27 protein-coding genes and 4 pseudogenes are annotated in these 24758 nt (G+C 64.5%); 19 read left to right on the forward strand and 12 right to left on the reverse strand.

Going from position 1 to position 24758, the window contains the following annotated elements:
* Positions 1–24: 24 nt before the first annotated feature.
* Genes H9L12_RS06025 through H9L12_RS06035 form a run of 3 tightly spaced genes read right to left on the reverse strand, consistent with a single transcriptional unit; the run spans position 25 to position 1802 of the window.
* Positions 25–1083 carry a hypothetical protein gene (locus H9L12_RS06025; RefSeq protein WP_187543030.1) on the reverse strand — a complete coding sequence of 353 codons (1059 nt, stop codon included), beginning with the start codon at positions 1081–1083 and terminating at the stop codon, positions 25–27.
* Positions 1084–1113: 30 nt separating this feature from the next.
* Positions 1114–1611: a hypothetical protein gene (locus H9L12_RS06030; protein WP_187543031.1), complete on the reverse strand. Its 498-nt coding sequence runs from the start codon at positions 1609–1611 to the stop codon at positions 1114–1116.
* 50 nt (positions 1612–1661) lie between these two features.
* Positions 1662–1802, reverse strand: coding sequence for a hypothetical protein (locus H9L12_RS06035; RefSeq protein ID WP_187543314.1), 141 nt, complete (start codon positions 1800–1802; stop codon positions 1662–1664).
* A 138-nt stretch (positions 1803–1940) separates the two neighbouring features.
* Here H9L12_RS06035 and H9L12_RS06040 point away from each other — a divergent pair, with 138 nt between their 5' ends.
* From H9L12_RS06040 to H9L12_RS06070, 7 genes are all read left to right on the forward strand, one after another.
* Positions 1941–2285 carry a hypothetical protein gene (locus H9L12_RS06040; protein ID WP_187543032.1) on the forward strand — a complete coding sequence of 115 codons (345 nt, stop codon included), beginning with the start codon at positions 1941–1943 and terminating at the stop codon, positions 2283–2285.
* A gap of 87 nt (positions 2286–2372) precedes the next feature.
* Positions 2373–2507: a 50S ribosomal protein L34 gene (rpmH, locus tag H9L12_RS06045; protein ID WP_037504084.1), complete on the forward strand. Its 135-nt coding sequence runs from the start codon at positions 2373–2375 to the stop codon at positions 2505–2507.
* 26 nt (positions 2508–2533) lie between these two features.
* On the forward strand, positions 2534–2830 hold the full coding sequence (rnpA, locus tag H9L12_RS06050; protein ID WP_246450705.1) for a ribonuclease P protein component: 297 nt from the start codon (positions 2534–2536) through the stop codon (positions 2828–2830).
* Positions 2827–3039, forward strand: a complete 213-nt coding sequence (gene yidD, locus H9L12_RS06055) for a membrane protein insertion efficiency factor YidD (RefSeq protein WP_187543033.1) — start codon at positions 2827–2829, stop codon at positions 3037–3039. Before rnpA ends, yidD begins: the two co-directional genes overlap by 4 nt.
* 24 nt (positions 3040–3063) lie before the next feature.
* Positions 3064–4791 (forward strand): membrane protein insertase YidC, encoded by a 1728-nt coding sequence (yidC, locus tag H9L12_RS06060; RefSeq protein WP_187543034.1) that lies wholly within the window; start codon positions 3064–3066, stop codon positions 4789–4791.
* Positions 4788–5432 carry a ribosome biogenesis GTP-binding protein YihA/YsxC gene (gene yihA / locus H9L12_RS06065; protein ID WP_187543035.1) on the forward strand — a complete coding sequence of 215 codons (645 nt, stop codon included), beginning with the start codon at positions 4788–4790 and terminating at the stop codon, positions 5430–5432. The genes yidC and yihA overlap by 4 nt, the downstream gene beginning before the upstream one ends.
* Positions 5433–5449: 17 nt before the next feature.
* Complete coding sequence (locus H9L12_RS06070) at positions 5450–6118, forward strand: glutathione S-transferase family protein (protein WP_187543036.1); 669 nt, start codon at positions 5450–5452, stop codon at positions 6116–6118.
* On the opposite strand, the gene H9L12_RS06075 is transcribed toward H9L12_RS06070, so the two are convergent.
* Positions 6115–6579: a cupin domain-containing protein gene (locus H9L12_RS06075; protein ID WP_187543037.1), complete on the reverse strand. Its 465-nt coding sequence runs from the start codon at positions 6577–6579 to the stop codon at positions 6115–6117. The genes H9L12_RS06070 and H9L12_RS06075 overlap by 4 nt on opposite strands.
* Positions 6580–6629: 50 nt before the next feature.
* On the opposite strand from H9L12_RS06075, the gene dapE reads away from it, so the two are divergent.
* Positions 6630–7763: a succinyl-diaminopimelate desuccinylase gene (gene dapE, locus H9L12_RS06080; RefSeq protein WP_187543038.1), complete on the forward strand. Its 1134-nt coding sequence runs from the start codon at positions 6630–6632 to the stop codon at positions 7761–7763.
* Here the strand turns inward: dapE and H9L12_RS06085 are convergent.
* The 5 genes and pseudogenes from H9L12_RS06085 to H9L12_RS06100 all read right to left on the reverse strand — a co-directional run bounded on the left by H9L12_RS06085 (position 7744) and on the right by H9L12_RS06100 (position 11832).
* Positions 7744–9426, reverse strand: a complete 1683-nt coding sequence (locus H9L12_RS06085) for a putative bifunctional diguanylate cyclase/phosphodiesterase (RefSeq protein ID WP_187543039.1) — start codon at positions 9424–9426, stop codon at positions 7744–7746. The two genes, dapE and H9L12_RS06085, sit on opposite strands and share 20 nt — an antisense overlap.
* A gap of 83 nt (positions 9427–9509) precedes the next feature.
* A complete protein-coding gene (locus H9L12_RS14115; protein WP_343060509.1) occupies positions 9510–9848 on the reverse strand; it encodes a Smr/MutS family protein in 339 nt (112 codons plus the stop codon).
* Between the two features lie 171 nt (positions 9849–10019).
* Positions 10020–10412 (reverse strand): 3D domain-containing protein, encoded by a 393-nt coding sequence (locus tag H9L12_RS14410; RefSeq protein WP_425506816.1) that lies wholly within the window; start codon positions 10410–10412, stop codon positions 10020–10022.
* A pseudogene (locus tag H9L12_RS06095) lies at positions 10386–11191 on the reverse strand (MltA domain-containing protein); the annotation flags it as partial. The pseudogene H9L12_RS06095 and the gene H9L12_RS14410, both read right to left, overlap by 27 nt.
* On the reverse strand, positions 11188–11832 hold the full coding sequence (locus tag H9L12_RS06100; protein ID WP_246450657.1) for a Tim44/TimA family putative adaptor protein: 645 nt from the start codon (positions 11830–11832) through the stop codon (positions 11188–11190). The gene H9L12_RS06100 and the pseudogene H9L12_RS06095, both read right to left, overlap by 4 nt.
* Positions 11833–12079: 247 nt before the next feature.
* Between H9L12_RS06100 and secB the strand changes: the two genes are divergently transcribed.
* The 5 genes from secB to H9L12_RS06120 all read left to right on the forward strand — a co-directional run bounded on the left by secB (position 12080) and on the right by H9L12_RS06120 (position 15953).
* A complete protein-coding gene (gene secB, locus H9L12_RS06105) occupies positions 12080–12613 on the forward strand; it encodes a protein-export chaperone SecB (RefSeq protein WP_187543041.1) in 534 nt (177 codons plus the stop codon).
* 18 nt (positions 12614–12631) lie between these two features.
* Entirely contained in the window at positions 12632–14200 is a 1569-nt protein-coding gene (gene murJ, locus H9L12_RS06110) for a murein biosynthesis integral membrane protein MurJ (protein WP_187543042.1), read from the forward strand.
* 7 nt (positions 14201–14207) lie between these two features.
* Positions 14208–15203: a tryptophan--tRNA ligase gene (gene trpS / locus H9L12_RS06115; RefSeq protein ID WP_187543186.1), complete on the forward strand. Its 996-nt coding sequence runs from the start codon at positions 14208–14210 to the stop codon at positions 15201–15203.
* 103 nt (positions 15204–15306) lie between these two features.
* Positions 15307–15498 (forward strand): hypothetical protein, encoded by a 192-nt coding sequence (locus H9L12_RS13490; protein ID WP_246450660.1) that lies wholly within the window; start codon positions 15307–15309, stop codon positions 15496–15498.
* Positions 15499–15509: 11 nt separating this feature from the next.
* Positions 15510–15953 carry a DUF4136 domain-containing protein gene (locus tag H9L12_RS06120; protein WP_246450662.1) on the forward strand — a complete coding sequence of 148 codons (444 nt, stop codon included), beginning with the start codon at positions 15510–15512 and terminating at the stop codon, positions 15951–15953.
* Positions 15954–16025: 72 nt separating this feature from the next.
* Here H9L12_RS06120 and dnaA read toward each other — a convergent pair.
* From dnaA to mutM, 3 genes and pseudogenes are all read right to left on the reverse strand, one after another.
* Positions 16026–17404: pseudogene (gene dnaA / locus H9L12_RS06125) on the reverse strand (chromosomal replication initiator protein DnaA).
* Between the two features lie 384 nt (positions 17405–17788).
* Positions 17789–18049, reverse strand: a complete 261-nt coding sequence (gene rpsT, locus H9L12_RS06130) for a 30S ribosomal protein S20 (RefSeq protein ID WP_187543043.1) — start codon at positions 18047–18049, stop codon at positions 17789–17791.
* A gap of 115 nt (positions 18050–18164) precedes the next feature.
* A pseudogene (gene mutM, locus H9L12_RS06135) lies at positions 18165–18981 on the reverse strand (bifunctional DNA-formamidopyrimidine glycosylase/DNA-(apurinic or apyrimidinic site) lyase).
* Positions 18982–19030: 49 nt separating this feature from the next.
* Between mutM and H9L12_RS06140 the strand changes: the two are divergent.
* The 6 genes and pseudogenes from H9L12_RS06140 to H9L12_RS06165 all read left to right on the forward strand — a co-directional run bounded on the left by H9L12_RS06140 (position 19031) and on the right by H9L12_RS06165 (position 24752).
* Complete coding sequence (locus H9L12_RS06140) at positions 19031–19762, forward strand: class I SAM-dependent methyltransferase (RefSeq protein WP_187543044.1); 732 nt, start codon at positions 19031–19033, stop codon at positions 19760–19762.
* Positions 19759–21289: pseudogene (gene ubiB, locus H9L12_RS06145) on the forward strand (2-polyprenylphenol 6-hydroxylase). The gene H9L12_RS06140 and the pseudogene ubiB overlap by 4 nt, the downstream one beginning before the upstream one ends.
* Position 21290: 1 nt before the next feature.
* A complete protein-coding gene (locus tag H9L12_RS06150; protein WP_187543045.1) occupies positions 21291–22364 on the forward strand; it encodes a hypothetical protein in 1074 nt (357 codons plus the stop codon).
* Positions 22361–23554: a bifunctional phosphopantothenoylcysteine decarboxylase/phosphopantothenate--cysteine ligase CoaBC gene (gene coaBC, locus H9L12_RS06155; protein ID WP_187543046.1), complete on the forward strand. Its 1194-nt coding sequence runs from the start codon at positions 22361–22363 to the stop codon at positions 23552–23554. The genes H9L12_RS06150 and coaBC overlap by 4 nt, the downstream gene beginning before the upstream one ends.
* The gene (dut, locus tag H9L12_RS06160) at positions 23551–23991 is read left to right on the forward strand and encodes a dUTP diphosphatase (protein WP_187543047.1); all 441 of its coding nucleotides are present in this window, start codon (positions 23551–23553) and stop codon (positions 23989–23991) included. Before coaBC ends, dut begins: the two co-directional genes overlap by 4 nt.
* Positions 23988–24752, forward strand: coding sequence for a HesA/MoeB/ThiF family protein (locus H9L12_RS06165; RefSeq protein ID WP_187543048.1), 765 nt, complete (start codon positions 23988–23990; stop codon positions 24750–24752). Before dut ends, H9L12_RS06165 begins: the two co-directional genes overlap by 4 nt.
* Positions 24753–24758: the final 6 nt, after the last annotated feature.

Genomic DNA, 24758 nt, shown 5'->3' on the forward strand with positions numbered 1-24758 from the left:
TTGTTGGCAGTCCGGACAAACCTGTCATTTTCGGGTATTTTTCGAGTTCAGTGCCCGCGCCGTAATGACGCTTCCGCCACTTGTCGCGGCTATCCCAGCCGTAAGGGTCTCACCACTCCCGAACCAATGACAGATGAGCGCAACGAGTGCGGTGATGGCGGTTGTGGAGGCGACCGGAGGCACCGTTTTGCCGACACTGATGATTTCCGCCATCACAATGCTTCCGGCTGTTTGGCCGAGTTGCTTGAGCTTTTGCAGTTTCGGCTGCCACGGTAACTCTGCCTCAATCGAACTGATAAGGTCGTTCAGAGCATCTCTAAGCTGCTTCAGGGCATCGAGCGCTGCTTCCTCGGCAGGTTCAACCGGACCGCCGTTGTGGTGGCGACGCTCTTCATCTTCGATGAGGACATCGAGCGCCCGGACAATCGCGACGCTCATTGTTCGAACACCACGCGCTTGCTGTGCGATATCTTCTCGCCCCGTCCACGCAGACGATTCATGACCTTCGGCCTTGGATGGGGTCAGCAACTCCATCAGCGGTGAGAAGTCATCCATGATTTCAACCACGCGCGCTTTTCGGTCGCTGTTTGCGCGAAAATACGCCGCCAACGAATTCAACGTTGGGTGAGTTTTGACCAATTCCGGACCGACCGCAGTCAAACGGCGCTGTCGCATGTAGATTGTTCGAAGGGTTTGATACTGGCGGTCATCGGAAATACTGCGCTGGCCTTCAGCGACATTCACCATCATCGAGCGAAGGCGTTCGACGGCTCGCCGGTTGCTGAGGCCTTGCGGCCATGTTGGCGCCTGTCGGACACGTGAAGGCCGGTTGGCCTCTACACTACCATTCATTGCGGTCGCTTCAGGAGCGAAGGCGCGCGCGGGCGGAATAGGTTGCGTTGCCGTCCCCAAGCTAGCCACGCTAATCTCTAGAGGGGAAGCCGTAACTGGCCGAGCCTCAAGATTGTGAGTCAGGCTTCGCGTAAGGTCGTCACGCGCTTGAATGTTACGCGCCACGGCCTCCACGGCCTGCTCGATAGCGCCGCGTGGCGACTTTCCCGAAGGCCGGTTCTTGTCGCTCATTCGCGGTCAAACCCTTCCTTGCGCGCTGATTTAGCCTTCGGCTGACTCCGTCGGATTGGCCTTAGTCGCCTTGGAATCCGAGATGACAATCCCGTGGCGGCCCAATCGAACGGGCACACCATTCGTTACCAATCCGCCCTGTCCTCCGGTCGCTGCAATTTCACCGTCGCCACGGTAAAGTGAGACATTGACCTCGCAGATGCCATCCTCGCTGACGCGATAGCCAAAAATGACCTCGCCATTCTTATCGACGAGGTCGTATCCCTCGCAGTGTTGCGAGGGCCTTTTTGTCCATCCGTCCGGAACTGCCTTCGGGAAACCGTCAATGATGGTTCCAGCGCTACCGCCGCTGTGGAAAAGCCTTCCATTGAAGATGAAGTCACCGTCCGGCCCTGCCATCGTGCCTTCGAGCCAAACATCCTCTCCGGCAGAGGAACCAATCTCGAAATAATCACAGCGGTTCGTCAAGAGGTCGAACCCACGTTGACCGGGCATAACGTTGAACGAGTTACCAATAAGAACAGCCATTTGGGCCTCCACGAGTCGAACGAATTGAACCTCTAGTCCGAGCAAATTTCCTATTCTGCAATGGGCGGAAGCGGCAGTTTACGTGCCGCATCAATGACGAAGGCCGGCAAGCCCGCGGCGAGCTGTACCTGCACTTCGACGGAGCGGGCCTCGAGCCCAAGGTACGCCACGGTGGCGACGGTCGCGACCATCAGGCGCGCGCCTCGAAACGCAACAAACTAACGCAGTGCAACTGTCCCCCTGGCTCGGCAGCGCGAGGCTAGCCGCGCCGAAATGCGATTGGCAAGCGCCCCTTGTTCCTCGTCCGCTTTCGTCCCACATGGCAGCCTATGTGGACGCGCGAGCAATGGCGGCAATTCGAGGATAAGCCGGGGGTCCAGACCTTCTTCTTCATCCTCGGCATCGTGTTGATGCTTGCTGCGATCCCGATCGGCGCGCTCCCCGGCCCAGGTGGCCTGTTTGTTTTCGTGCCCGGACTGGCCCTGACCCTGCGGTCAAGCATGTGGGCAAAGCGTCACTACGTTAAGTTCAAACGCTGGCAGCCCAAAGCGGGACGCTGGACCGACTGGGGGCTTCGCCGTGCCAGTGCCAAACGACGCGAGGAACTCGCCAAGGCGCGTCGCGAGGAGGAAAAACTGGCAGAAGAGCCGAACGAATCCCTCGAGCGGCGTTGACTTTAACGCCCCTCCCATCTATCGGCGCCCCCAACAGGAGGCCGCTCGCGCGGCCGTTTTTCATTTAGACATTTGAAGGCATGAGCGATGAAGCGCACTTTCCAGCCGAGCAATCTGGTCCGCAAGCGGCGGCACGGGTTCCGCAGCCGCATGGCGACGGTCGGCGGCCGCAAGGTGCTGAACGCCCGCCGTGCGCGCGGCCGCAAGAAGCTCAGCGCCTAATCACGCTTTCCAAGCGCGCCGATTTCCTGGCCGCCAATCGCGGCCGGCGCGCGCCGACACCCGGCTTCGTCCTGCTCGTCCGCCCACGCGGTGACGACGATCCGACGATTCGCGTCGGCTTCACCGTGACCAAGAAGATCGGCAACGCGGTCGTCCGCAACCGGATGAAGCGCCGCTTTCGCGCCCTCGCCCGCGAAGTGCTGCCGGTAAGCGGTCTTGCCGGTGCAGATCACGTCATGATTGGCCGCGACGGTGGGATCGAGCGCGATTTTGCCCAGCTTCGCAGCGAACTTGCACGCGCCTTGAAAAAGGTGGCGGCATGATTGCCCGCGCCCTCATCCTCATCTCTAAAGCCTGGCAGAAGGGCCCGAGCCGGATCCTGCCGCCATCGTGCCGGTTCCAGCCAAGCTGTTCGGCCTATGCGATCACCGCATTGGAACGCTATGGGGCAGCCAAGGGCGGCTGGCTCGCGGTCAAGCGGATCTGCCGTTGTCACCCCTGGGGCGGGCAAGGTCCCGATCCCGTCCCCTGATCTGAACCGAAGGACGTCCGCCACGTGAACGACAATAAGAATATGGTGCTGGCGATGGTGCTGATCGCCATCGTGCTGTTCGGCGGCAGCGCCCTTTCGGAACGCTTCTTCCCAGCCGCCGGACCGCGCACGGTCAAGGTCGAAGACGGGAAGGTGAAGCCCCTGCCCCAGCCCAACGTCAGCCCCGCTGGCGCGGCATCGCCGGCCGCCCTTCGCGCCCGCGACACCGTTCTGGGCGAAACGCCGCGCGTCACCATCCAGACGCCAAGCCTCGCCGGGTCGATCGACCTCAAGGGCGCGCGCTTCGACGACCTCGTCCTCGTTCGCCAGCGCGAAGGTCTCGCCAAGGATTCGCCGCCTGTCCGGTTGCTGTCGCCGGGCGGTGCGCCCAACGCCTATTTCGCCGGCTTCGGCTGGACCGGCGAGGGCGTTGCAGTGCCGGACGCGAACACGGTGTGGACCGCCAGCTCGACAACGCTGACGCCGGCCACCCCGGTCACGCTCAGTTGGACCAACCCGACCGGCCAGACCTTCCAGCTGATCGTCTCGGTCGACGAAGGCTACCTGTTCACGGTCAAGCAGCGCGTCGCCAACGCGGGGAGCGGGGCTGTCGCGGTGCGTCCGTACGGACTGGCCAGCCGCGCCAAGAAGAGCGCCGATCCAACCTCCTGGACGATGCATGTCGGGCCGATCAGCTTTCTTGGCGGCAAGGCTTCGTACGACACCGACTGGGAGACGCTGGACGAAGACCGGGCGGGCGTGACCCGCGATAGCCGCGGTGGCTGGCTCGGCTTCACCGACAAATACTGGCTGACCGCGCTCGTCCCCGCCGGCGATGCGCCGATCGCCGCCAGCTTCCGCAAGAGCGAAAGCGGTGCCTACCAGGCTGACTACGCCGGTGCGCCGGTCGTCGTCGCTCCCGGCCAGGCCGTCACGGGCGAAACCCGACTGTTTGCCGGGGCCAAGGAAAAGACCTGGCTCGACCGCTACGAAACCGCCGGAATCACCAAGCTCAGCAAGTCGATCGACTGGGGCTGGTTCGAATGGTTCATGCGGCCGATCTTCAGCCTGCTGCAGTGGTTGTTCCACGCCACCGGCAACTTCGGCGTCGCCATCATCTGCCTGACGTTCATCGTCCGATTGATCATGTTCCCGATCGCCGACCGCCAGTTCCGGTCGATGGCCGGCATGCGCCGTGTCCAGCCGAAGATGAAGGCGATCCAGGAGCGCCACAAGGACGACAAGCCGAAGCTCCAGCAGGAGATGCTGAAGCTGTACCAGGAAGAGAAGATCAACCCGGCCGCCGGCTGCCTTCCCATCCTGCTGCAGATCCCTGTGTTCTATGCGCTCTACAAGGTGCTGATGGTCAGCGTCGAAATGCGCCACCAGCCGTTCGCGCTATGGATCAAGGACCTCTCCGCGCCCGATCCGCTTACCCCGGTCAATCTCTTCGGCTTGCTCGACTTCACGCCTCCTGCGCTACTGGCGATCGGCGTCCTGCCGATCCTGCTCGGCGTCACCATGTGGATGCAGTTCAAGCTCAACCCCGCGCAGCTTGACCCCGTCCAGCAGCAGGTGTTCGGGATCATGCCGTGGGTGATGATGGTCATCATGGCGCCGTTCGCGGCGGGCCTTCAGCTATACTGGGTGGTCAGCAACATCCTGACCATTGCCCAGCAGAAGTGGCTGTACCACCGCTACGACATGGAGGCCGGGACGGTCATCCTGGACGCGAAGCCGATCAAGAAATGACCGATCGCCCAGACGAAGACCTGGCCGAAGAAGCGCGCAAGCTCTTCTCGGGGCCGATCGAGTTCCTGAAGTCCGCGCCGGGCCTGCAGTTCCTGCCTTCGCCCGATGCGCCGGAGATTGCCTTTGCCGGGCGGTCCAACGTCGGCAAGTCGTCGCTGATCAACGCGCTGACCAATCGGAACAAGCTGGCCCGGGCATCGAACACGCCGGGCCGGACTCAGGAACTCAACTTCTTCGACGTCGGCAACCCGCTGGTGTTTCGGCTGGTCGACATGCCCGGCTATGGCTTCGCCGAGGCGCCCAAGGACATGGTCAAGCGCTGGCGCTTCCTGATCAACGATTACCTTCGCGGGCGCCAGGTACTGAAGCGCACGCTGGTGCTGGTCGACGGGCGGCACGGCCTGAAGGACGTCGACCGCGACGTCATGACCATGCTCGACAAGGCGGCCGTCAGCTACAACCTCGTCATCACCAAGGCCGACAAGGTGAAGCCGACCGAGCTTGAGAAACGGCTCGACGCGATCCGCACGGAGTCCGCGAAACACCCCGCCTGCCACCCCGTTCTCTATCCGACGTCGAGCGAAACCGGCGACGGCATCGCCGAGCTTCGCACCGCGGTGCTGGAGGCGGCGCGGACGTGAGCGGAGAGGCAAGTCCCATGAAGTTGATCATCGGCAACCGTGCTTATTCCAGCTGGTCGATGCGCGGCTGGCTCGCGCTGAAGCTCGCCGGGCTGGAATTCGAAGAACTCGTCGTCCCACTCTACGACGAGGCGTGGGAGAAGCGCCGCGAAGGTGACGAATTCGCCCCCTCCCTCGGCAAGGTTCCGATCCTGTGGGACGGCGACTGTGTCGTGTGGGACAGCTTGGCAATCATCGAATTTTGCGCCGATCGCGTTGGACGCGAACGGATGTGGCCCGAAGACGATGCCGCACGCGCCATGGCTCGTTCGATGGCGGCCGAGATGCATTCGGGATTTTCGGCTCTTCGTCGCGAATTGCCGATGAACGTCCGCAAGAACTTCGGCTCGACCCCCTTGTCCGACGAGGTCGAGGCCGACGTCATCCGGATCCTGACCCTGTGGATGCAGGCTCGCGCCCGATTCGGCGGGTCGGGCGAGTATCTGTTCGGCGATTGGACCGCGACCGATGTCATGTTCGCGCCGGTCGTTACCCGCTTCGTCACCTACGGCGTCTCGGTCCCGCCATTCGCCGCCACCTACATGAACGCCGTGCTCCACCGCGCCGACATCGTCGAGTGGATCGAGCTTGCGCAGGAAGAACCCTGGGTGATCGAGCAGTATGAGGCGGAGCCTGCAGCCGACTAAGGTTGTCGCCTGGCGTCATAGGGCGTTCCGTCGCGGCGGGCGTAGGTCCCATCCTTCGTGAACACCATGTCGATTTCGCTGTACCCGCCGCCTTCCTGGGGCCCGGCGCCAATGGCAACGAACACGCAATCCCTGGCGCCCCGGTTGATGAGGTGATGACCGTTGGCGATCCCCGCGGGCCAGGCGGCGATGTCGCCGGCGCGCATCAGGGTCTCGCCCTCGTCCTCGACCAGCACTGCCTCGCCTTCCAGCATGATGACCATTTCATCCTCGCCTTCGTGCCAATGGCGCTGACTGGACCAGGCCCCGGGCTTCAGCCGAACACGGGACGCGCCGAATTTAGTCAGGCCTGTCGCTGGTGCCAATCGACGCTGCCAGCGGCCGGCGACCGGTTCATCGAACGGGGCCGGATAGCCCGTGCGGTTGATTTCCTCGATTTGGCTGAGATCGACTTTCGGCATCCCTTGTTCCCCGTTACGAGAAGGCGAATGAGCAATGTTGCAGCCTTAGCATGAGCATCGATCCGGTCGAACTGGCGCGCGCGTTGATCGCGTGTCCCAGCGTGACGCCCGCTACCGGCGCGGTATTCGACGTGCTTGAAGCGGCGCTTCGCCCGCTTGGCTTCGACGTCCATCGTTTCGTGCGGGGCGAGGCGCCGGACGGCCCCGTCGAGAACCTGGTCGCGCTGCGCGGATCCGGTGGCCCGCACTTCGGCTTTGCGGGGCACCTCGACGTCGTGCCGGCTGGCGAGGGATGGACGACCGACCCCTACGACGCTGTCATTGAAGACGGGGTGCTGACCGGTCGGGGCGCCAACGACATGAAAAGCGCAATCGCCGCCTTCGTCGCCGCCATTCCCGCGCGGCAGGACGCCGGATCGCTTTCGTTGCTGATCACCGGTGACGAGGAGGGCCCGGCGACGCACGGCACGGTCGCCATCATCGACTGGCTGGAGGAACGCGGCATCCGGCCCGACATGATCCTGATCGGCGAACCGACCAGCGAGGCTGCGCTTGGTGACACGATCAAGATCGGCCGGCGCGGTTCGGTCAACATGTGGATCGACGTACCGGGCCATCAGGGTCACGTCGCCTATCCCCACCGCGCCACCAACCCGGTCGGGACGCTGGCGCGAATCGTGGCGGAACTCGACGGCTGGACGCTGGACGAAGGCACCGATGCTTTTCCCCCGTCGAATCTCGAGTTCACGGAAGTGGCGACCCCGCCGGGCGCGACCAATCTGATCCCCGGCCGGGCCAGCGCCCGCCTCAACATCCGCTTCAACAATCTCCAACGGGGTGACGACCTGGTAATGCGTGTGACCGACGTGGTGAAACGCCACGCGCCCGACGGCACGGTCAATGCACTGATTTCGGGCGAGGCTTTCCTGACGCCTCCGGGCCTTCTCTACGACCATGTCGTCTCGTCGATTCGCGAAGAGGTCGGCGTCGAGCCAACGCTATCGACCAGCGGCGGCACCTCCGACGGTCGCTTCCTGATCAAGCTGTGTCCGGTGGTGGACTTCGGCCTGCCCAATGCGACCATGCACAAGGTCGGCGAGCATGCGGCGGTGGAGGATATCCGGGCGCTCAGCCGGATCTACGCGCGGGTCATCGAAAAGGCGCTTACGCCACCGACCGGTTGACCCGCCGCGAATTGCGCGTCCATTCGAGATATTCGTCCTCGAACATCGGCCGCGCAAAGACATAGCCCTGCACGGTATCGCAGCCCATCGCCCGCAGGATATCCGCCTGCGCCACATTCTCGACCGCCTCGGCGACGATCTCGGCGCCCACGCCCTTGATCAGCTGGATGACGGCCTGGACAACGACGCGCGCCTGCTCGCTGGTCTCGATATCGGCGATCAGTGACGGATCGAGCTTGACCCGGTCGAGCGGCATCGAACGCAGCCGAGCGATGTTGGAATAGCCGGTGCCGAAATCGTCGATGGCGACCTTGGCCCCGCCCCGCCGCATCTCGGCGATTTCCGCGAGTACGTGGGCGGAACATTCCATCGCCGCGGTCTCGGTGAACTCCAGTTCCAGCATCGACAGCGGGACGCCATGTTCGGCCATCGTCTGGCGCAGATTGGCGAAGAAATCCGCGCGGTCGACCTGGCGGGGACTGATGTTGAAGGCCAGCCGCTCGCTGACGCCCTCGCGCTGCCATTCGGCCAGCATGGTCGCGACCTCGGCGATCACCCATTCGCCGATCTCGTTGATGATGCCGGTCTGCTCGGCAATCGGAATGAAGCTGTTGGGCATGCGCAAGCCGTCGCGCGGATGGTTCCAGCGCAGCAGCGCCTCGGCGCCAGTCACTTCGCCGGTCGCAAGGCTGAGCTGCGGCTGCAGCGCGAGAACGAACTCGCCACGCTCGACCGCCTCGCCGAGCGCCTTTTCGACTTCGATCCGGTTCTGGTGTTCACGCGCCAGATCGTTGGAGAACACGCAATACTGGCTGCCGCCACGCGACTTGGCCCGGTACATCGCGATGTCCGCCGCCCGCATCAGGGTCTCGATGGAGCTTCCGTGGTCAGGGCACAAAGCGACTCCGACCGACGCCCCGATGTCGACGCTATGCCCCTGCAACTCGAACGGTTCGCGGATGGCGAGCGCGAGCCGCCGCGCGACGCGCTCCGCGTCGCGCTCGCTGGCGATTTGCGGGAAGAAGATCGTAAATTCATCGCCGGCCAATCGCGCCAGCAATGGCCGTTGGGCAATGCCCTCGACCATTTCGGCAGTGACGACGACACGCAACCGGTTGGCGACCATCGTTAGCAGCTGGTCCCCACGGGCATGGCCGAGGCTGTCGTTCACCGCCTTGAACCGGTCAAGGTCGAGGAAGAGCATCGCCGCCATCTGTCCGTCGGCCATCTGGCTGAGCAGTTTGTCGGCTTCCGAGCGGAAGTGCAGCCGGTTGGGCAGCGACGTGACGGGGTCGTACATGCCGAGGGCGTGGGCGTTCTCGATCGAGCTGCGCACTTCCGCGAACAAGCTGTCGACCGCCGCCGCGACCTTGGGCATCGTCTGGGCGACGATCGGCGGAGCACCGCTGGTGAAATCGCCGTCCTCGACCGCCAGCAGGCGATCGCCGAGCGCCGCCAGCGCCCGGGCGCTCTCGCTGTTGGGCCTCTCCGACGCGACGTAGCTGATCAGCAGGCAGAAGGCGCCGGCGACGATCGAGGCGACGATCTTGGCGTCGAGTTCGGTGATGAACAGGAACGCGGCCAGGGAAAACAGGAACGAGGCGAAGCCCGCCATGCACGACAGGATCGCGTTGCTGACCTTTTGCGTCGTTCCCTCAGTCATTGCCCCGAAAATCAGCCCCGCTCGTCGGCATCCAGCGTTAGCCTCTCGCGATAAACGGACGGGGTTAAGAAATGATGGAGCATTCAGCCCTTGCGAAGGACGATGTAGAGGCTGCCTCCGCCCCCGTGGCGGGGGTGCGCTCCACGAACCGAGGCAATACGCCCGGCGTGACGCGAAGCCGCCAGCCAGTCGTGGACCGCGGCGCGAATGCGGCCGCGCTCGATTGGCGGTTCCCCGCGTCGTTGATGCCCCGTGATCAGCAGCAGCACCCGGTCACCTGCCTCGATGCTCCGTTCCAGCGCCTCATCCAGCGCCCACCACGCGCGATCGAGCGAATGGCCGTGCAGATCGAGCGTGCGGTCGGGCACGACCTGACCGGATTTGATGCGCTTGTCCCAGCTGCCATCAAGGGTGGTTCCCAAGCGAACAGGCGGCGGCGATGGCGGCAGCCCGGGTTTGGGGCCGTTGCAGGTCGCCTAGGCGTTGCTCGTGCCGGGGTGATTGGCGGGGCCGGCTTCGGCGGTTCGACATCAGTGGCGTCGCGGGAAAGCGGGCGGATGGTCGCCGCAACGCGCGCCCACAGCGCAGCTTCCTCAGGGGTTAGCGAGCGCACGGTCGGCGGCCGACGGCGGGATAAGGATGAGCGCCTGGCCGTTGCCTGCGAACCCGCCCGCCGTCTTCTCGGCCGCGACGCCTGCGCCCCAGAAGGTGTCGAAGCGATTCGGCCCCTTGATCGCGCCGCCCGTGTCCTGGGCAACCCAGAGGCCGTTGGCCTCGGCGCGGTCCAGCGTCAGGAAGACAGGCGCACCGAGGGGAACATAGTTTGGGTCGGCGGCGACGCTGGCGCGCGGATGGACTGCCACACCGAGCGCGCCCAGTGGTCCGTCCCCGGTCAATTCACGGAAGAAGATGTAACTCAAATTCTCGCGCATAAGGGCGCGGCCTTCCTCAGGATGGGTGCGGATCCACTCGACGATTCCGGCCATGGTCGCGCCGCCGGGTGGCAACAGAGCCCGTTCCCGGAGCAGCCTACCGATCGCGACATATTCGCGGCCATTCTGGCTGGCGTAACCGATGCGCATGACGCCGCCATCGGGCAGGCGCAGTCGCCCGGAGCCCTGGATGTGGAGGAAGAACAGCTCGACGGGATCCGCTGCCCAGCCGATCTCCAAACCGCGGCCTGCGAGGGCCCCGTCTTCGATCTGCCCCGATCAAAATAGAGGACGCACTGGCCGGTCTCGTCAATCCGTCCCCTGCCCTCGCCGCCGTCGGCGCGGGTGCAGCGAATGAGGTCCGCCGGCACTCCGTAAATGGGCACGTCGAATCCCGGTTGCCGTGTCCGCGAACCGGCGATTTCAGGTTCGTAGTAGCCGGTGGCGAACGCTTCGCCCTTGCCCACCCGGACCCAGGCAAACCGATCGCGGAAGAAGCGAGCGGCCTCGACTGGCGTCACCGTGGCGGCATCGGCGCACAGCGAACTCCAATCTTCCGCCCTGGTCAGCCCGGACTTGTCCTCGCGCTTCAACAGGACGGGGCAGCTACGCCGGAACGATTCCAGCGCCCGCTGGGCATCGCCAGCGAGGACCGGCGGCGGGGCGACCCGTTCGATGCCTTGCAGCAACGCGTTGCCGGGAACGGCTACCGGCGGAGGCGTGGGCGTCGGTGCCGGGACGGCGGGCGGGACGACGACCGGCGCGGGCCGGGAAACGCAGCCTGCGAGAAACAATGCGCCGGCAATGCCAAGCGCACGACCGAAACCGATCATTCTTCTTCGTCGGTTTCGACGAGCAGCCAGTTGGGATCGTTCGACGCCAGCGACCGGCGGAACGTCCACAGGTCGCGCGTCTGGACGGCGTCGCTAAGCGACCCGGCGACGACTTCGCCTTCGGCGTTCCGAGTGACCGCGGCAATGTCCGCTTCAAAGCGGACCGTCACCAGCGCCTCGACCTTGTCGACTTCGGTCCCGGCGATGACCGCTTGCTCTACCGCGACCAGGCGATTGTCGAGCTTGAGTCCGCTCGAGTCGCGATCCTTCACGGCGCTAGCGAAAGTATCATAGACGTGGTCGTCGACATGCGGGCGCATCGAAGCGAGATCGCCCTTCCAATAGCTCTCGAGGATCAGCCGGTAGGCCGCCTTGGCCCCTTCGAGGAAACGAGCGACATCGAACGTTGGATCGGCGGCGAGAAGCGCGCGAACGCCCGGGCCGGCGGTCGGCAGATAGGCAAGATCACCCATGTCCGCCGGAGTCGCGCCGGCTCCCTTGACGGGCGCGGCTGTGGCCGGCGCTTCGACCCGCTTGTCCGCTTCGGCCGGTTTCATGATTGGCGCCTCATGCCCCGTGCGCTCGCCGAGGACGGCGTAAAGTCGCAATCCGATGAACAGGGCGACCAGTGCTAGGATCACGATTGCGGTCAACGAAAAGCCTTCCAAAGTATCGCGGCGGAAATCCGGGCGTGGAAATCACTGCCGTGCCCTAACATAAGCGCGATAACGCTTTGTTTCAAAGAGCGCTCCAACCGGGCCTCGGATCGTCTCGTCCCATTGCGTCGCTAAGGGAGCGCTGCTAGTCGCGGCGGCGACCCGTCGGGCGGCCGCACACTCGTGGCAATCCGATCCAAATCTCAATTCAAATCGAGCGAAAGACCACGCCATGTCCGATCAGGATGTTACCGAGCCGACCGACGCGATCCCCCAAGCCAATGGCGGCATCGACCCCAATGACATGCCGCAGATTGCGACCATCGCGCAGTACATCAAGGACATGTCGGTCGAAAACCCGAGCGCGCCGGCCGTCTTCCAGTGGCAGGCCCAGCCGCAGATCGACGTGCAGTTCAACATCCTCGTCAATCGGGTCAACGAAGAAGTCCATGAGGCGGTTCTCAAGATCAACCTCAAGGCGACATCGGACCAGGGCACCCACTTCGTCGTCGAGCTGGCCTACGCCGGCCTGTTCGGTCTTCGCAACGTGCCCGACGAAGCGCTGCCGCCGTTCCTTTTGATCGAAGCGCCGCGGATGCTGTTCCCGTTCGCGCGCCAGATCGTCGCCGAACAGGTCCAGAACCTCGGCTTCCCACCGGTCCTTCTCGACCCCATCGACTTCGCGCAGGCTTACATGGCGCAGGCCGACGCACTCCAGGAAACCGGCGCGTCCCAGGGTGACACCGGCCTTCCCGAACAAGCCTAGGCGGGCAGCGCCACCGGCATGAACCTGGTCAAGGCGACCGGAACGATCGGCGGGCTGACTCTCGTCAGCCGAATCGCGGGCTTCGCGCGCGAAATGCTGATGAGCCGCATCATGGGCGCCAGCGCGGCGGCCGATGCGTTTCTGGTCGCCTTCCGGCTTCCCAACACCTTCCGCCGTCTCTTCGGCGAAGGCGCCTTTTCGGCCGGGTTCGTCCCGCTGTTCAGCCAGCGCCTTCACGGCGAAGGCGGAATGGATGAAGGCAAGCGCTTTTCGGAAGAAGTGCTGGCCGTCCTGCTCCCGACGCTGTTCCTGTTCACGCTGGTGTTCGAACTGGCGATGCCGCTGTTCGTCGCCGCCATCGCATCGGGATATGAGGGTGACAAATATTGGCTGACGGTGGCCCTGACCCGGATCACCTTCCCCTACCTGCTCCTCATCAGCCTGGTCTCACTGTTCTCGGGCATCCTCAATTCGCTGACGAAGTTCACCGCCGCCGCCTTCGCGCCCGCGCTCCTGAACCTGGCGATGTTGGGCGCGATGATCTTCGTACCGGTGGGCGGCGTGCGAACCGCCTATGCGCTGGCGATTGGCGTCACAATCGGCGGCTTCCTTCAGATAGGATTGCTGTGGTTCGCGGCCAAACGAGCCGGCGTTTCGCTGAAACTCAAGCGCCCGCGGATGACGCCCGGCGTCCGCCAGTTCGTCCGCGTCGTCCTTCCTGCGACGTTCGGCGCCGGCGTTTATCAGGTCAGCCAGTTCATCGACACCTTCTTCCTGACCCGCCTGCCGACCGGCGCGGTCAGTTACATGAACTATGCTGACCGCCTGAACCAACTGCCGCTGGGCGTGATCGGCGCGGCGCTCGGCACCGCCATCCTGCCCCAGGTGAGCAAGTTCGTCGGAGCCAACGATCCCAAGGGCGCCGCCAAGGTGCAGGGCCAGGCTGCCGAGCTTGCGATGCTGCTGTGCCTTCCCGCTGCCCTTGCCCTCGCCACAGCGGCCGGCCCGCTGATTTCCGCCATGTTCCAGGGCGGCAAGTTCACTGCCCAGGACGCGGCGACCACCGCCAACGTCCTCGCAATCATCGTCTCGGGCTTGCCCGCCTACGTGCTGGTAAAGGTCATCACGCCCGGTTTCTACGCGCGGCAGGATACGGCGACGCCAGTCAAGACCGCGCTGTTCGTGCTTGCGGCGAATATCGTGCTGAACTTTGCGCTGATCCCGCCCTTCGGCCTCTACGGACTCGCCGCAGCGATTTCGATCTGCAGCTGGCTCAACTGTGTCATCCTCTACGTAATCCTTCACCGGCGCGGTCATTTCCGGATCGAGGGGTGGCTCGCCAGCCGCATTGCCCGGCAATTGCTTGCCGGCGCGGCGATGGTCGCGGTGCTGCTGCTGGTGAAGGGCGCGCTGTCCGGTTTCTTCGCCGGATCGGTGGGTCACCGTTTGGTCGGTGTCGGTGCCCTGATCGGAAGCGGCATGGCGGTCTACTTCCCGCTCGTCTGGCTGATCGGCGGAATGGACAAGGACGATATCAAGGCGCTGCTGCGCCGCCGCTCGAAAGTGACGTCGAATGACGCTGGTTAAGCCCAAGATGCGCGTGGTGTCGGGAATCCAGCCCACGGGTGGCCTTCATCTCGGCAACCTGCTGGGCGCCATCCTGCGCTGGGTGCGGATGCAGGACGAATGCGAATGCCTGTTTTTCCTCGCCGACCTTCACGCGATCACCATTGACGTCGAGCCCGCCCAGTTGCGCGCCAACGTCCGGGAAATGGCGGCCGCCCTGATTGCCAGCGGCATCGATCCGGCCAAGTCGACCCTGTTCGCGCAAAGCCAGGTGCCGGCCCACGCGGAACTCGCATGGCTTTTGCAGTGTGTCGCCCGCGTCGGCTGGCTCAACCGCATGACCCAGTTCAAGGACAAGTCGGGCAAGAACCGCGAGGGTGTCAGCGTGGGCCTGTACACCTATCCGGTGCTCCAGGCCGCTGACGTCCTGTTGTACCAGGCTACGCACGTTCCCGTCGGCGAAGACCAGAAACAGCATATCGAGCTCATTCGCGACATCGCGGTGAAGTTCAACAACGACTATGACAGCGACATCATGGTGCCGCCGGAGCCGTTCATCGGCGGCGGAGTCGCGGCGCGGGTGATGAGCCTTCGCGACGGCTCGATGAAAATGTCGAAGTCCGATCCGTCGGAACAGAGCCGCATCCACCTGACCGACAGCGATGACGCCATCGCCCAGAAGATTCGCAAGGCGAAAACCGATCCCGAACCCCTGCCAGAAGATCCGGCGCTGCTCGCGTCGCGTCCCGAGGCGCGCAACCTCGTTGGGATCATGGCGGCGGTGACCGGCGAGAGCGAAGCCGCCGTCCTGCAGCGGTTCGCGGGACAAGGGTTCGGCGCCTTCAAGCCTGCCCTGACCGAAGCGCTCGTCGCGTTACTTGGACCGCTTCGTAAGCGCCTTGAAGAATTGCGTCGTGACGAAGCGGCGATCGACTCTTTCCTCGCCCAAGGCGCGCAGCGCGCGACAGCGCTTGCCGCTCCTTTCGTTGACGAGGCGTATCGGGCGATGGGTCTTCGCCACTGACGCTCGCAACGTCGCTTGGGCGACGGACGCGCTTCATCGACTATTCAGCACGCTTCAACTACCATGCGGCGCTATACAACTCCTCTCATTCAGGATGTCCGTGATGCGTCTTTCCAAGCTTGCCGCAGCGTTTGCGCTCGGCGTTTCCGCTATCGCCGTGTCGGGTTGCGCGACTGGCTTCCCCACGCAGGTGTCCCGCTACCAGGCGATGCCGGCACCTCAGGGGCAGAGCTTCTACGTCGTGCCGGGCCCAGGTAACCCGGCGGGCTCGAATTCTCGCGCTACGCCGGCCTGATCAGCCAGCAGATGGCGGCGCAGGGCTACGCGCCCGCACCGTCCCCAGCGCAGGCGACGATGCTGGTGGAGGTCAATTACGGCGTCGATCAGGGGACGACCGAATATGACACGGACCCGTTCTACCCCGGCATGTACGCGCCCGGCTACTGGGGTCGCCCTTACTATTCGCGCTACGGCTACTGGGGTCCGCGCTCGCCCTTCTATTATGGCTGGGACAGTGCGTTCGGCGGCGGCCTTACCCGATACACCGTGTACCGGAGCAATCTCGACATGCGGATCGTTCGCCGTGCCGACAATGCCTCGCTGTTCGAAGGCCACGCCAAGGCAAGATCGCAAACCGACAACCTCGGCGTTCTCGTACCGAACCTTGTCGAAGCGATGTTCACCGGCTTCCCGGGCCGTTCGGGCGAGGTGATCAAGATCACCGTGCCGGCGCACCGCAAGGCCCGCTGATCTTTGCAATTGAATGAAGAAAAAGGCCCGCCGGTCCGCCGGCGGGCCTTTTCATTGCGCTTGCCCTGAGGCTCAGCCCTCGAGCTGGCGGGTCAGCAGTCGAATGTCGGCGTCCAGTTCGGAGTCGGCGGCCCGGAGCCGCTCAATCTGCTTGACCGCATGGATCACAGTCGTGTGGTCGCGCCCACCAAAACGGCGGCCGATGTCGGGCAGCGACTTGGGTGTCAGTTGCTTGGACAGGTACATCGCGACCTGGCGCGGCCGCGCGACTTCGCGGGCACGGCGCGCCGAGGTCATCTCCGCCTTGCGGATCCGATAATGCTCGGCGACCTGGGTCTGGATTTCGTCAATCGAGATCCGGCGCTGGTTGGCGCGAAGCACGTTGGCGAGCACTTCTTCCACGAAGGCGACGTCGATCGCCCGGCCGGTCATCATCGCATAGGCGGCGATGCGGTTGAGCGCGCCTTCGAGTTCGCGGATCGAGCTGGTCAGGCGGCGGGCGAGAAACTCGACCACGGCGCGCGGCATCTCGACACCCGGAAGCGTCGACAGCTTCGATTCTATAATCGCCAGACGAAGCTCGAAGTCGGCCGGATTGATGTCGGCAACCAATCCCACGACAGGCGCGACAGGATGCGCGGCGCGATGCCGTCGAGGTCCTGCGGGGCACGGTCGGAAGTGATCACCAGGCGGCGGCCCGCGGTGATGATCTCGTTCATCGTATGAAAGAATTCTTCCTGCGTCGAATCCTTGCCGGCGATGAACTGGACGTCATCGATCAGCAGCAGATCAGCCGACCGGAGGCGACCCTTGAAGCTGATAACGTCGTTGGCTTTGAGCGCGCGGACGAACTCGACCATGAACTTTTCGGCCGACATCGACACGACCTTGGCGGTCGGACGACGTTCCAAGAAAGCCTGGCCGATGGCGTGCAGCAGGTGCGTCTTGCCGCGGCCGGTGCCGCCGTGGATGAAGAGCGGGTTGAACGCGATGGCGTCGGCATTGGCCAGCGTCCGGGCGGCGGTCGCCGCAACCTCGTTGGCCTTGCCGATAACGAACGATTCGAAGCGATAGCGCGGGTCGAAATTCGGCGCCGACGGATCACGCTCAGGCGGCGCCTGCGGCGGCGCCGGGATTTCCTCGAGGATCAGCAGCGGCGCCGGACGCGGGCCGTCGGCAGCGGCGATGATCCGGACCGACTGGACAACCGGAAGAGTGGAGCGCCACGCCAGGCGAATTCGATCGCCGAAATGAGAACTGACCCAATCCGCCATGAACTGGCTAGGCATGACGATATCGAGTTCACCCGATTCGCCGTCGAACTCGCCAAGCTCGGCAGGCTTTAGCCAGCCGTCGAAGGTCCGCGCACCGCAATCACGGCGAAGTCCTGCACGAATCGTTTCCCAGGCGGCCTCGAGCGGCGCAGCGACAGAAGCATCGGTCCTTTCCAAATTGTCCCGACTGCCCTGCACCTTCGCGCGCCTCCATCCTGCCCAAATCGCGGACACAAGCCATCATCTCCGCGCGATCGAATCGACGCGGCACGAATCTGGTTGTCCCTTGCCCCAGCTGCGGACTCGCCGCCAGAAGGACGGTATTGAAAGGATGGAGCGCCGCTTTCAAGCGCAGAAATTTCATCAACGCGAAATAAACAGTCTTGACACAAAAAAGTCTCGGAAAACCGTTTATTTGGCAGTTTTCTGCGGTTTTCTGGGGACCGCGAAAGAGCCCGCGGTGCGAATCGCGGAAAACCCTAGACTTTTTTCAGTCATCAAAATGAAACGGGCCGCCGGATCGCTCCGACGGCCCATTTCCATGATACGAGGCGTCCCGTTTTAGAGCGACGCGACCCGCTTGGTCAGTCGCGAGAACTTCCGCGACGCCGTGTTCTTGTGGATGACGCCGCGAGCGACACCGCGCGCCATTTCCGGCTGCGCCTTCTTAAGCGCTTCAGCGGCTTCGTCCTTCTTGCCGGCCGCGAGTGCCGATTCGACCGCCTTGATGAAGGTGCGGATGCGGCTGACGCGGGCGCCGTTGATCGCGGCGCGGTTGGCGTTGCGACGGATGCGCTTCTTGGCTTGCGGTGTGTTCGCCATGGGGCGTGACCTCTAAATGCTTATCTGATCAAAGAAAAAGCGGCGCGCCCCACACGGGGTGCGCCGGCGTGCGGCTCCACTAGCGAAAGGGGCGATTCGCGTCAACCGCCGCGCTCTACCGCTGGCACGACGGGCAGTAGAAGGTGGATCGACCGCCCTGGACGATTCGCCGAACCCTGCCGGCGCAGCCGTCCCGGCACGGCTCGCCCTCGCGTCCGTAAACGTCGAACTGCTTCGAGAAATAGCCGAGTTCGCCATCCGGCGCTGCGAAATCGCGAAGCGACGAGCCACCAGCGCGGATAGCGTCCTCCAAGACCGCAGGGATGGCCCCGCGAGGGCTTCCAGCTTTGGCTTGCCGACCTTCCCGGCGGCCTTGCGCGGATCGATCCGCGCCCGGAACAGCGCTTCGCAAACGTAAATGTTGCCGAGCCCAGCGACGATCCGCTGGTCGAGAAGAAGCAATTTCACCGCCGCAGTCCGTCCGGCGAAACGCTCTCGCAACCACCGCGCCGTGATCGAGCCACCCAGCGGTTCGGGACCCAGCGCCTTGAATGGCGCCCATTCCGCCACCTCCTCGGTGGTCAGCAGGTCAAGCGACCCGAAGCGACGAGGGTCGTTGAGGCTTACGGTACAACCATCGGCCGTCTCGAGGATCAGGTGATCGTGCTTTTCGATCTCCGACGGATTGATTCGCCAGCGGCCGGACATGCCAAGGTGGAAAATCAGCGTATCGCCGCGATCCGTCTCGATCAGCCCATACTTCGCCCGCCGCCCCATCCCGGTCACCCTCGCACCGGTCAGCCGCTGCCGAAGATCGACCGGCATGGGGCGCCTCAAATCCGCGCGGCGCGGTTCGACGCGGACCAGCCGCTCCCCTTTCAGCACCCGCTCCAGCCGCGAACCGTGGTTTCGACTTCGGGAAGTTCGGGCACATCGTCTCCATCGTTTGCGAACGCGGCGAAGCAAGCTAGAGCCGCGCTCATGCAGGACCAAGTCAGTTTCGGCGACGAACTCGTCAGCCGCGAGGAAAAGACCCGCCGCGTCGGTGGCGTGTTCAGTTCGGTCGCATCAAAGTACGACCTGATGAACGACCTCATGTCGGGCGGGATGCATCGGCTGTGGAAGGATCGTTTCGTCGCCAAGGTCGCGCCCCGCGCCGGCGAGCACATCCTCGACATGGCCGGCGGCACCGGCGACATTGCCTTCCGAATGGCGAAGAGCGGCGCGCTGGTCACGGTGAGCGACATCAATGCCGACATGCTCGGCGTCGGCATGGAGCGCGCCAAGAAGCGGGGTGTCGAGGGCCTCACCTGGCAGGTCGAAAATGCCGAGACACTAAGTTTCGCGGACGCCTCGTTCGACGCTTACACGATTGCCTTCGGCATCCGGAACGTCACCGACATCCCGTCCGCCTTGCGGGAGGCGCACCGCGTGCTCAAGCGCGGCGGACGCTTCTATTGCCTCGAGTTTTCGACCAGCGAATGGCCCGGGTTCGGAGAGATCTACGACCGCTATTCAGAGCATCTGATCCCGAAGATCGGCAAGGCGGTCGCCAATGACGAGGCCAGCTACCGCTACCTGGTCGAATCGATCCGCCGCTTTCCACGCATGTCGGCATTCAAGGCGATGATCGAAGACGCCGGCTTCCGCTCGGCGAGCGTCGAGCCCATCCTTGGCGGGCTCGTCGCAATTCATGGCGGCTGGAAGATTTGACCGCAGCCGTCACGCATCTTTGGCGCCTCCTCAAGTGGGGACGGACGCTCGCCCGCCACGGGGCGCTGAGGGGGATCGAACGGGACCCGCTTACGCCGCCCGCGGTGCGTCGACTGCTTCGAGTGGCGCGGTTCGGCACCCGCCAGCCGGATGTCCCTGACTACGCCACGGCGCTTCAGGCGATCGGACCGGCGGCAATCAAGCTGGGACAGGCGCTGGCGACGCGCCCGGACCTTGTTGGCGACGAAGCGGCCGCGAACCTGCTCCAGCTCCAGGATTCGCTTCCCCCGCCCCCTTTCCCGCGATCAAGCGCGAGATTGAGCGAGCGCTCGAAGCGCCGCTGTCCTCACTCTATTCGCAATTCGACGAGGTGCCGGTCGGGGCGGCGTCAATCGCACAGGTCCACCGCGCGGTAACGACCGAAGGCCGGACCGTGGCCGTGAAAGTGCTTCGCCCAGGCATCGAAGAAGAGTTCGCCCGCGCGCTGGAAACCTACGAATGGGCGGCGGCGCATGTCGAGTTGCTCGGCGGCGAGGCCGAGCGGTTGCGCCCTCGTCTGGTCATCGCCCACTTCCGGCAATGGACCCGCCGCGAGCTTGACCTCCAGCGTGAGGCTGCGTCCGCGTCCGAACTGCGCGACAATATGGTCGCCGAGCCGGGATTCCACGTCCCCGAGATCGACTGGCGGCGCACCGCGCGGCGGGTGATGACCCTGGAATGGCTCGACGGCATCAAGCTCAGCGACCGCGAGCGGCTGATCGAGGCCGGCCATGACCCCAAGGCGCTGGCCGGAATCCTCGTCCGCGCCTTCCTCCGTCAGGCCGTCATCGACGGCTATTTCCATGCCGACCTGCACCAGGGGAATTTGTTCGCCCTTCCCGATGGGCGGATCGCCGCGATCGACTTCGGAATCATGGGGCGGATCGACCGTCGTGCGCGGATGTGGCTGGCGGAAATCCTCTATGGCCTGATCACCGGCAATTACGACCGCGTTGCCGAGATCCATTTCGAGGCGCAATACGTCCCGTCGCACCACAACGTCGACGAGTTCGCGACGGCGCTGCGTGCGGTCGGGGAGCCGATCCGCGGGCTTCCGGTGAAGGAGATCAGCGTCGGACGAATGCTCGACGGGCTTTTCTCGATCACCCGCGATTTCGACATGCCGACGCAGCCGCACCTCCTGTTGCTGCAAAAGACGATGGTGATGGAAGAAGGCGTCGCCACCGCGCTCGATCCCGACATCAACATGTGGGAAACCGCCGAGCCGTTCCTCAAGGAATGGCTTCGCTCGGAATTGGGACCCGAAGCTTATTACGCCGACCGCATCATCGACACGGTCCGCGCCTTCAAGCTGATTCCCGACCTCATTCGGCGGATCGACGCCGCTTATCCACCCGCTGGCGCCGCTCCACCGCCACCGCCGCTAGCGGAAATTGAGATCGTCGAAACGCGCCCGCGCTGGGCCAGGCCCTGATGCTATTGTTGGCCGCCGGGGCTGGTGCTGCTGCGACGTGGCTCCTTGGCTAGGATGGTTGACCTCGGGAGCTTCCCGACCCGGTTCGATCGATTTGGCCGAGGCGCGGCCATCGCAACCCTGCTCGCTCTCGCGGTCGCAATCCTCGTGGCCATTGCCCCAACGCCAGATGCTCCGAAGCCCAAGGTCCGCGCCAGCGAGGCCGAACAGTCAGACCTGCAACTGTATCGCGACATCACCGCGCGGGTCGCCGCCGGGGAGGCCTATTATCCCGTTGCCGCCGATGAACTTCGCAAGGGCAGCTACCCGCTCAAGCCGTTCGTGACATTCCGCGCGCCGACGCACGCCACTGCCTATGGGCTGGTGGGCGAAACCGTGATGGTCGTTCTCGAGGGCCTGTTGGCTCTGGCCGTTCTGGTCGTGTGGTGGATCCGGCTGATTCCCGTCTTGCCGTTGCGCGGGCGGGCAGCGGCGCTTATCCTGATGGTCGGCGGAACCGCGACTCTAATCGAGCCTGTCACCGGCCTGTTTCATGAAAGCTGGGCAGCGCTGCTGATGGCGCTCATGATCGGCCTGCGGCGTCCCGGGCATGCCGCAGCGGCAATCATCGCGGGAGGCCTGGCCTTGATGGTCCGCGAGACGGTCCTTCCAATGATCCTGGTCATGCTGGGCCTGGCGACTATCGAACGATGCTGGCGCGAAGCGGCGGGATGGGCCGCCGTTCTCGGCATTTTTGCCGTCTATCTCACTTGGCATGCTGGAATGGTTGCCACCGTCGTTCGGCCCGACGACCTGGCGTCACCCGGCTGGCAGTCATTCCTAGGGCCCCGCTTTGCCCTTTCCGCTTTCTCGGCCGTATCGAGCGCGACGGTCCTGCCGAAAGCCCTCGCTTTTGCCGCCATCATCCTGTCGATCTTCGGCTGGGCCTCCGTGCGTACGGGCTGGGCAGCACGCGTAGCGCTGATGATGCTGGGCTACGGCGCGATGCTAGCCTTGTTCGCGCGTCCAGATACCTTTTACTGGGCGTTGCTGATTGCGCCGCTGTCGCTGGCCGGCCTCGCCTTCGTGCCACGGGCCATCGCCGTGCTTGTGCGCGCCGCCCGCGGCATGGCACAGCAACCGGCATGAGCCGCGTCCTCCTGATCGTCGGTGGCGGCATTGCCGCTTACAAGGCCGCCGAGCTTATCCGCCTGCTACGCAAGTCCGGCCACGGGGTGACGCCTGTCCTTACCGACGGCGGCGCGCATTTCGTCACGCCGATGAGCCTTGCCGCCCTTGCGGAGAGCCCGGTCTACACGTCGCTGTGGGACCTCAAGGACGAGGCGGAGATGGGCCATATCCAGCTTAGCCGTGCTGCTGACCTGGTGCTGGTTTGCCCAGCTAGCGCCGACTTGCTGGCGCGGATGGCCGCCGGGATCGCCAACGACCTGGCGACTACCTTGCTGCTCGCGACCGACAAGCCTGTGGTCGCCGTTCCGGCGATGAACGTCCGCATGTGGCAGCACGCAGCGACCCAACGGAACGTCGCACAGCTTCGAACTGACGGCGTGACCGTGCTCGATCCCGACGAAGGACCAATGGCCTGCGGTGAATACGGTCCGGGCCGCCTTCCCGAGCCGGAAGACATCCTGCGCCGCATCGCGCCGATGCTGTCTGACCGCCCGAAGGTCGATGTCGGTAGCGGCAGGCTGACGGGCCGCCACGTCCTCGTGACCGCGGGACCTACCGAGGAGCCAATCGATCCGGTGCGCGTCATCGCCAACCGTTCCTCGGGCAAGCAAGGTTTCGCCATCGCCGAAGCCGCCGCCATGGCCGGGGCACGAGTGACCTTGATCGCCGGTCCGGTTTCCCTGCCCACGCCTGCCGGTGTCGCGCGGATCGACGTCGGGACGGCGGATCAAATGCTGGCGGCAGTCGAGGCCGCGCTTCCTGCCGACGTCGCCATCCTGGTGGCGGCGGTAGCCGACTGGAAGGTCAAGCCCAGTTCGATCAAGCTGAAGAAGTCCGACGGGCCACCAGCGCTGCAATTCGCGCCCAACCCGGATATTCTGGCGACACTTGCCAACCACCCTGATCGACCGACCTTGCTCATCGGTTTTGCCGCTGAAACGAACGACGTAGTCGCCAATGCTACGACGAAACGCAAAACGAAAGGTGCGGACTGGATCGTGGCCAACGACGTTTCGGGCGATGTCATGGGCGGTGCTCGCAACCAAGTTCACCTCATTACCGATGACGGATCGGACAACTGGCCGGAAGCGTCGAAAGCCGACGTCGCTGGCCGCCTCATCGACCGCATCAGCCAGGAGTTTGCATGACCATTCGAATCCAGATCAGCCGCCTGCCGCATGGCGAGGGATTGCCTCTGCCAAGCTATGCGACGCCGGGCGCGGCCGGGATGGACGTGGTCGCGGCCGAGGACCTCGACCTTCAGCCGGGCCAGCGCCACGCGGTGGCGACCGGATTCCGGGTCGCCATTCCCGAAGGCTACGAGATCCAGGTCCGGCCCCGCTCCGGCCTCGCCTTCAAGCATGGCGTGACCGTGCCGAACACGCCGGGGACGATCGACAGCGATTACCGCGGCGAATTGAAGGTGCTGATGATCAACCATGGCAGCGATCCGTTCGAGATCCGCCGCGGCGAACGCATCGCGCAGCTGGTTCCTGCTGCGGTGACCCTTGCGGCCTTCGAGGAGGTTGATGACCTCGACGACACCCACCGCGGCCACGGAGGCTTCGGCTCGACCGGCCAATGATCTTCAGCGACGACGAACTCGACCGCTACGCCCGGCACATCGTCCTTCCGCAATTCGGCGGGACCGGTCAGCAAAGGCTCAAGGCCGCCAAGGTCGCCGTAATTGGCGCCGGCGGGATCGGCGCCGCCGTCATTCCAGCGCTGGCGTTGGCGGGAGTGGGGAACCTCACGATTATCGATGGCGATACGGTGGATCTGTCGAATCTCCAGCGGCAGCCACTCTACCGGACCGAAGATGTCGGAATGCCGAAGGCCGAGTTGGCCAAGGCGTTTGCCCTCGCCCGCAATCCCCACGTCACGGTGACGGCCATCGGCCAGCGGCTGACCACCGAGAATGCAACGGACACACTCGGCGGCCACGATCTGATCATCGACGGCACCGACAATTTTGCGACGCGGCTGCTCGCTTCCGACGCCGCTGTGATTCTGGGCGTACCGCTGTTGTCGTCGGCGGCGGTGCAGTTCCAGGGCCAGGTCGCACTATTCTCTGCGCATCCCTGCTATCGCTGTTTCGTCGGCAATGCCTTCGATGCCGACGACTGCGACAATTGCGCGGAACTGGGAGTCCTTGGCGCGCTAACCGCGACCGTCGGAAGCTTCGCCGCGCTGCTTGCCATCAACCGTCTGGGAGGCATCGGGCCGGCCCAGGATGGGGTGCTGCACCTGTTCGATGGCGTGTCCGGAGAGTGGCGCCGCATACGTATTCCTGCCGATCCGGGCTGCCGAACCTGTGGAAGCGCGGCCGAAAAAGGTGTCGTCTAGCGTCAG

Origin of the sequence: Sphingomonas rhizophila (assembly GCF_014396585.1) — a bacterium.
Taxonomy (GTDB): domain Bacteria; phylum Pseudomonadota; class Alphaproteobacteria; order Sphingomonadales; family Sphingomonadaceae; genus Sphingomicrobium; species Sphingomicrobium rhizophilum.

Excerpts from the sequence above, each read along its gene's own strand:
- H9L12_RS06150 (WP_187543045.1), top strand. The coding sequence starts at position 21,291 with ATGGTTGACCTCGGGAGCTTCCCGACCCGGTTCGATCGATTTGGCCGA.
- yihA (WP_187543035.1), top strand. The coding sequence starts at position 4,788 with ATGACCGATCGCCCAGACGAAGACCTGGCCGAAGAAGCGCGCAAGCTC.
- rpsT (WP_187543043.1), bottom strand. The coding sequence starts at position 18,049 with ATGGCGAACACACCGCAAGCCAAGAAGCGCATCCGTCGCAACGCCAAC.
- H9L12_RS06030 (WP_187543031.1), bottom strand. The coding sequence starts at position 1,611 with ATGGCTGTTCTTATTGGTAACTCGTTCAACGTTATGCCCGGTCAACGT.
- H9L12_RS13490 (WP_246450660.1), top strand. The coding sequence starts at position 15,307 with ATGCGTCTTTCCAAGCTTGCCGCAGCGTTTGCGCTCGGCGTTTCCGCT.
- yidD (WP_187543033.1), top strand. The coding sequence starts at position 2,827 with ATGATTGCCCGCGCCCTCATCCTCATCTCTAAAGCCTGGCAGAAGGGC.
- H9L12_RS06035 (WP_187543314.1), bottom strand. The coding sequence starts at position 1,802 with ATGGTCGCGACCGTCGCCACCGTGGCGTACCTTGGGCTCGAGGCCCGC.
- coaBC (WP_187543046.1), top strand. The coding sequence starts at position 22,361 with ATGAGCCGCGTCCTCCTGATCGTCGGTGGCGGCATTGCCGCTTACAAG.
- secB (WP_187543041.1), top strand. The coding sequence starts at position 12,080 with ATGTCCGATCAGGATGTTACCGAGCCGACCGACGCGATCCCCCAAGCC.
- trpS (WP_187543186.1), top strand. The coding sequence starts at position 14,208 with ATGCGCGTGGTGTCGGGAATCCAGCCCACGGGTGGCCTTCATCTCGGC.
- murJ (WP_187543042.1), top strand. The coding sequence starts at position 12,632 with ATGAACCTGGTCAAGGCGACCGGAACGATCGGCGGGCTGACTCTCGTC.
- H9L12_RS06085 (WP_187543039.1), bottom strand. The coding sequence starts at position 9,426 with ATGACTGAGGGAACGACGCAAAAGGTCAGCAACGCGATCCTGTCGTGC.
- dut (WP_187543047.1), top strand. The coding sequence starts at position 23,551 with ATGACCATTCGAATCCAGATCAGCCGCCTGCCGCATGGCGAGGGATTG.
- H9L12_RS06165 (WP_187543048.1), top strand. The coding sequence starts at position 23,988 with ATGATCTTCAGCGACGACGAACTCGACCGCTACGCCCGGCACATCGTC.
- dapE (WP_187543038.1), top strand. The coding sequence starts at position 6,630 with ATGAGCATCGATCCGGTCGAACTGGCGCGCGCGTTGATCGCGTGTCCC.
- H9L12_RS14410 (WP_425506816.1), bottom strand. The coding sequence starts at position 10,412 with ATGGCCGGAATCGTCGAGTGGATCCGCACCCATCCTGAGGAAGGCCGC.
- rpmH (WP_037504084.1), top strand. The coding sequence starts at position 2,373 with ATGAAGCGCACTTTCCAGCCGAGCAATCTGGTCCGCAAGCGGCGGCAC.
- H9L12_RS06070 (WP_187543036.1), top strand. The coding sequence starts at position 5,450 with ATGAAGTTGATCATCGGCAACCGTGCTTATTCCAGCTGGTCGATGCGC.
- H9L12_RS06075 (WP_187543037.1), bottom strand. The coding sequence starts at position 6,579 with ATGCCGAAAGTCGATCTCAGCCAAATCGAGGAAATCAACCGCACGGGC.
- H9L12_RS06140 (WP_187543044.1), top strand. The coding sequence starts at position 19,031 with ATGCAGGACCAAGTCAGTTTCGGCGACGAACTCGTCAGCCGCGAGGAA.
- H9L12_RS06040 (WP_187543032.1), top strand. The coding sequence starts at position 1,941 with ATGTGGACGCGCGAGCAATGGCGGCAATTCGAGGATAAGCCGGGGGTC.
- H9L12_RS06025 (WP_187543030.1), bottom strand. The coding sequence starts at position 1,083 with ATGAGCGACAAGAACCGGCCTTCGGGAAAGTCGCCACGCGGCGCTATC.
- H9L12_RS06120 (WP_246450662.1), top strand. The coding sequence starts at position 15,510 with ATGGCGGCGCAGGGCTACGCGCCCGCACCGTCCCCAGCGCAGGCGACG.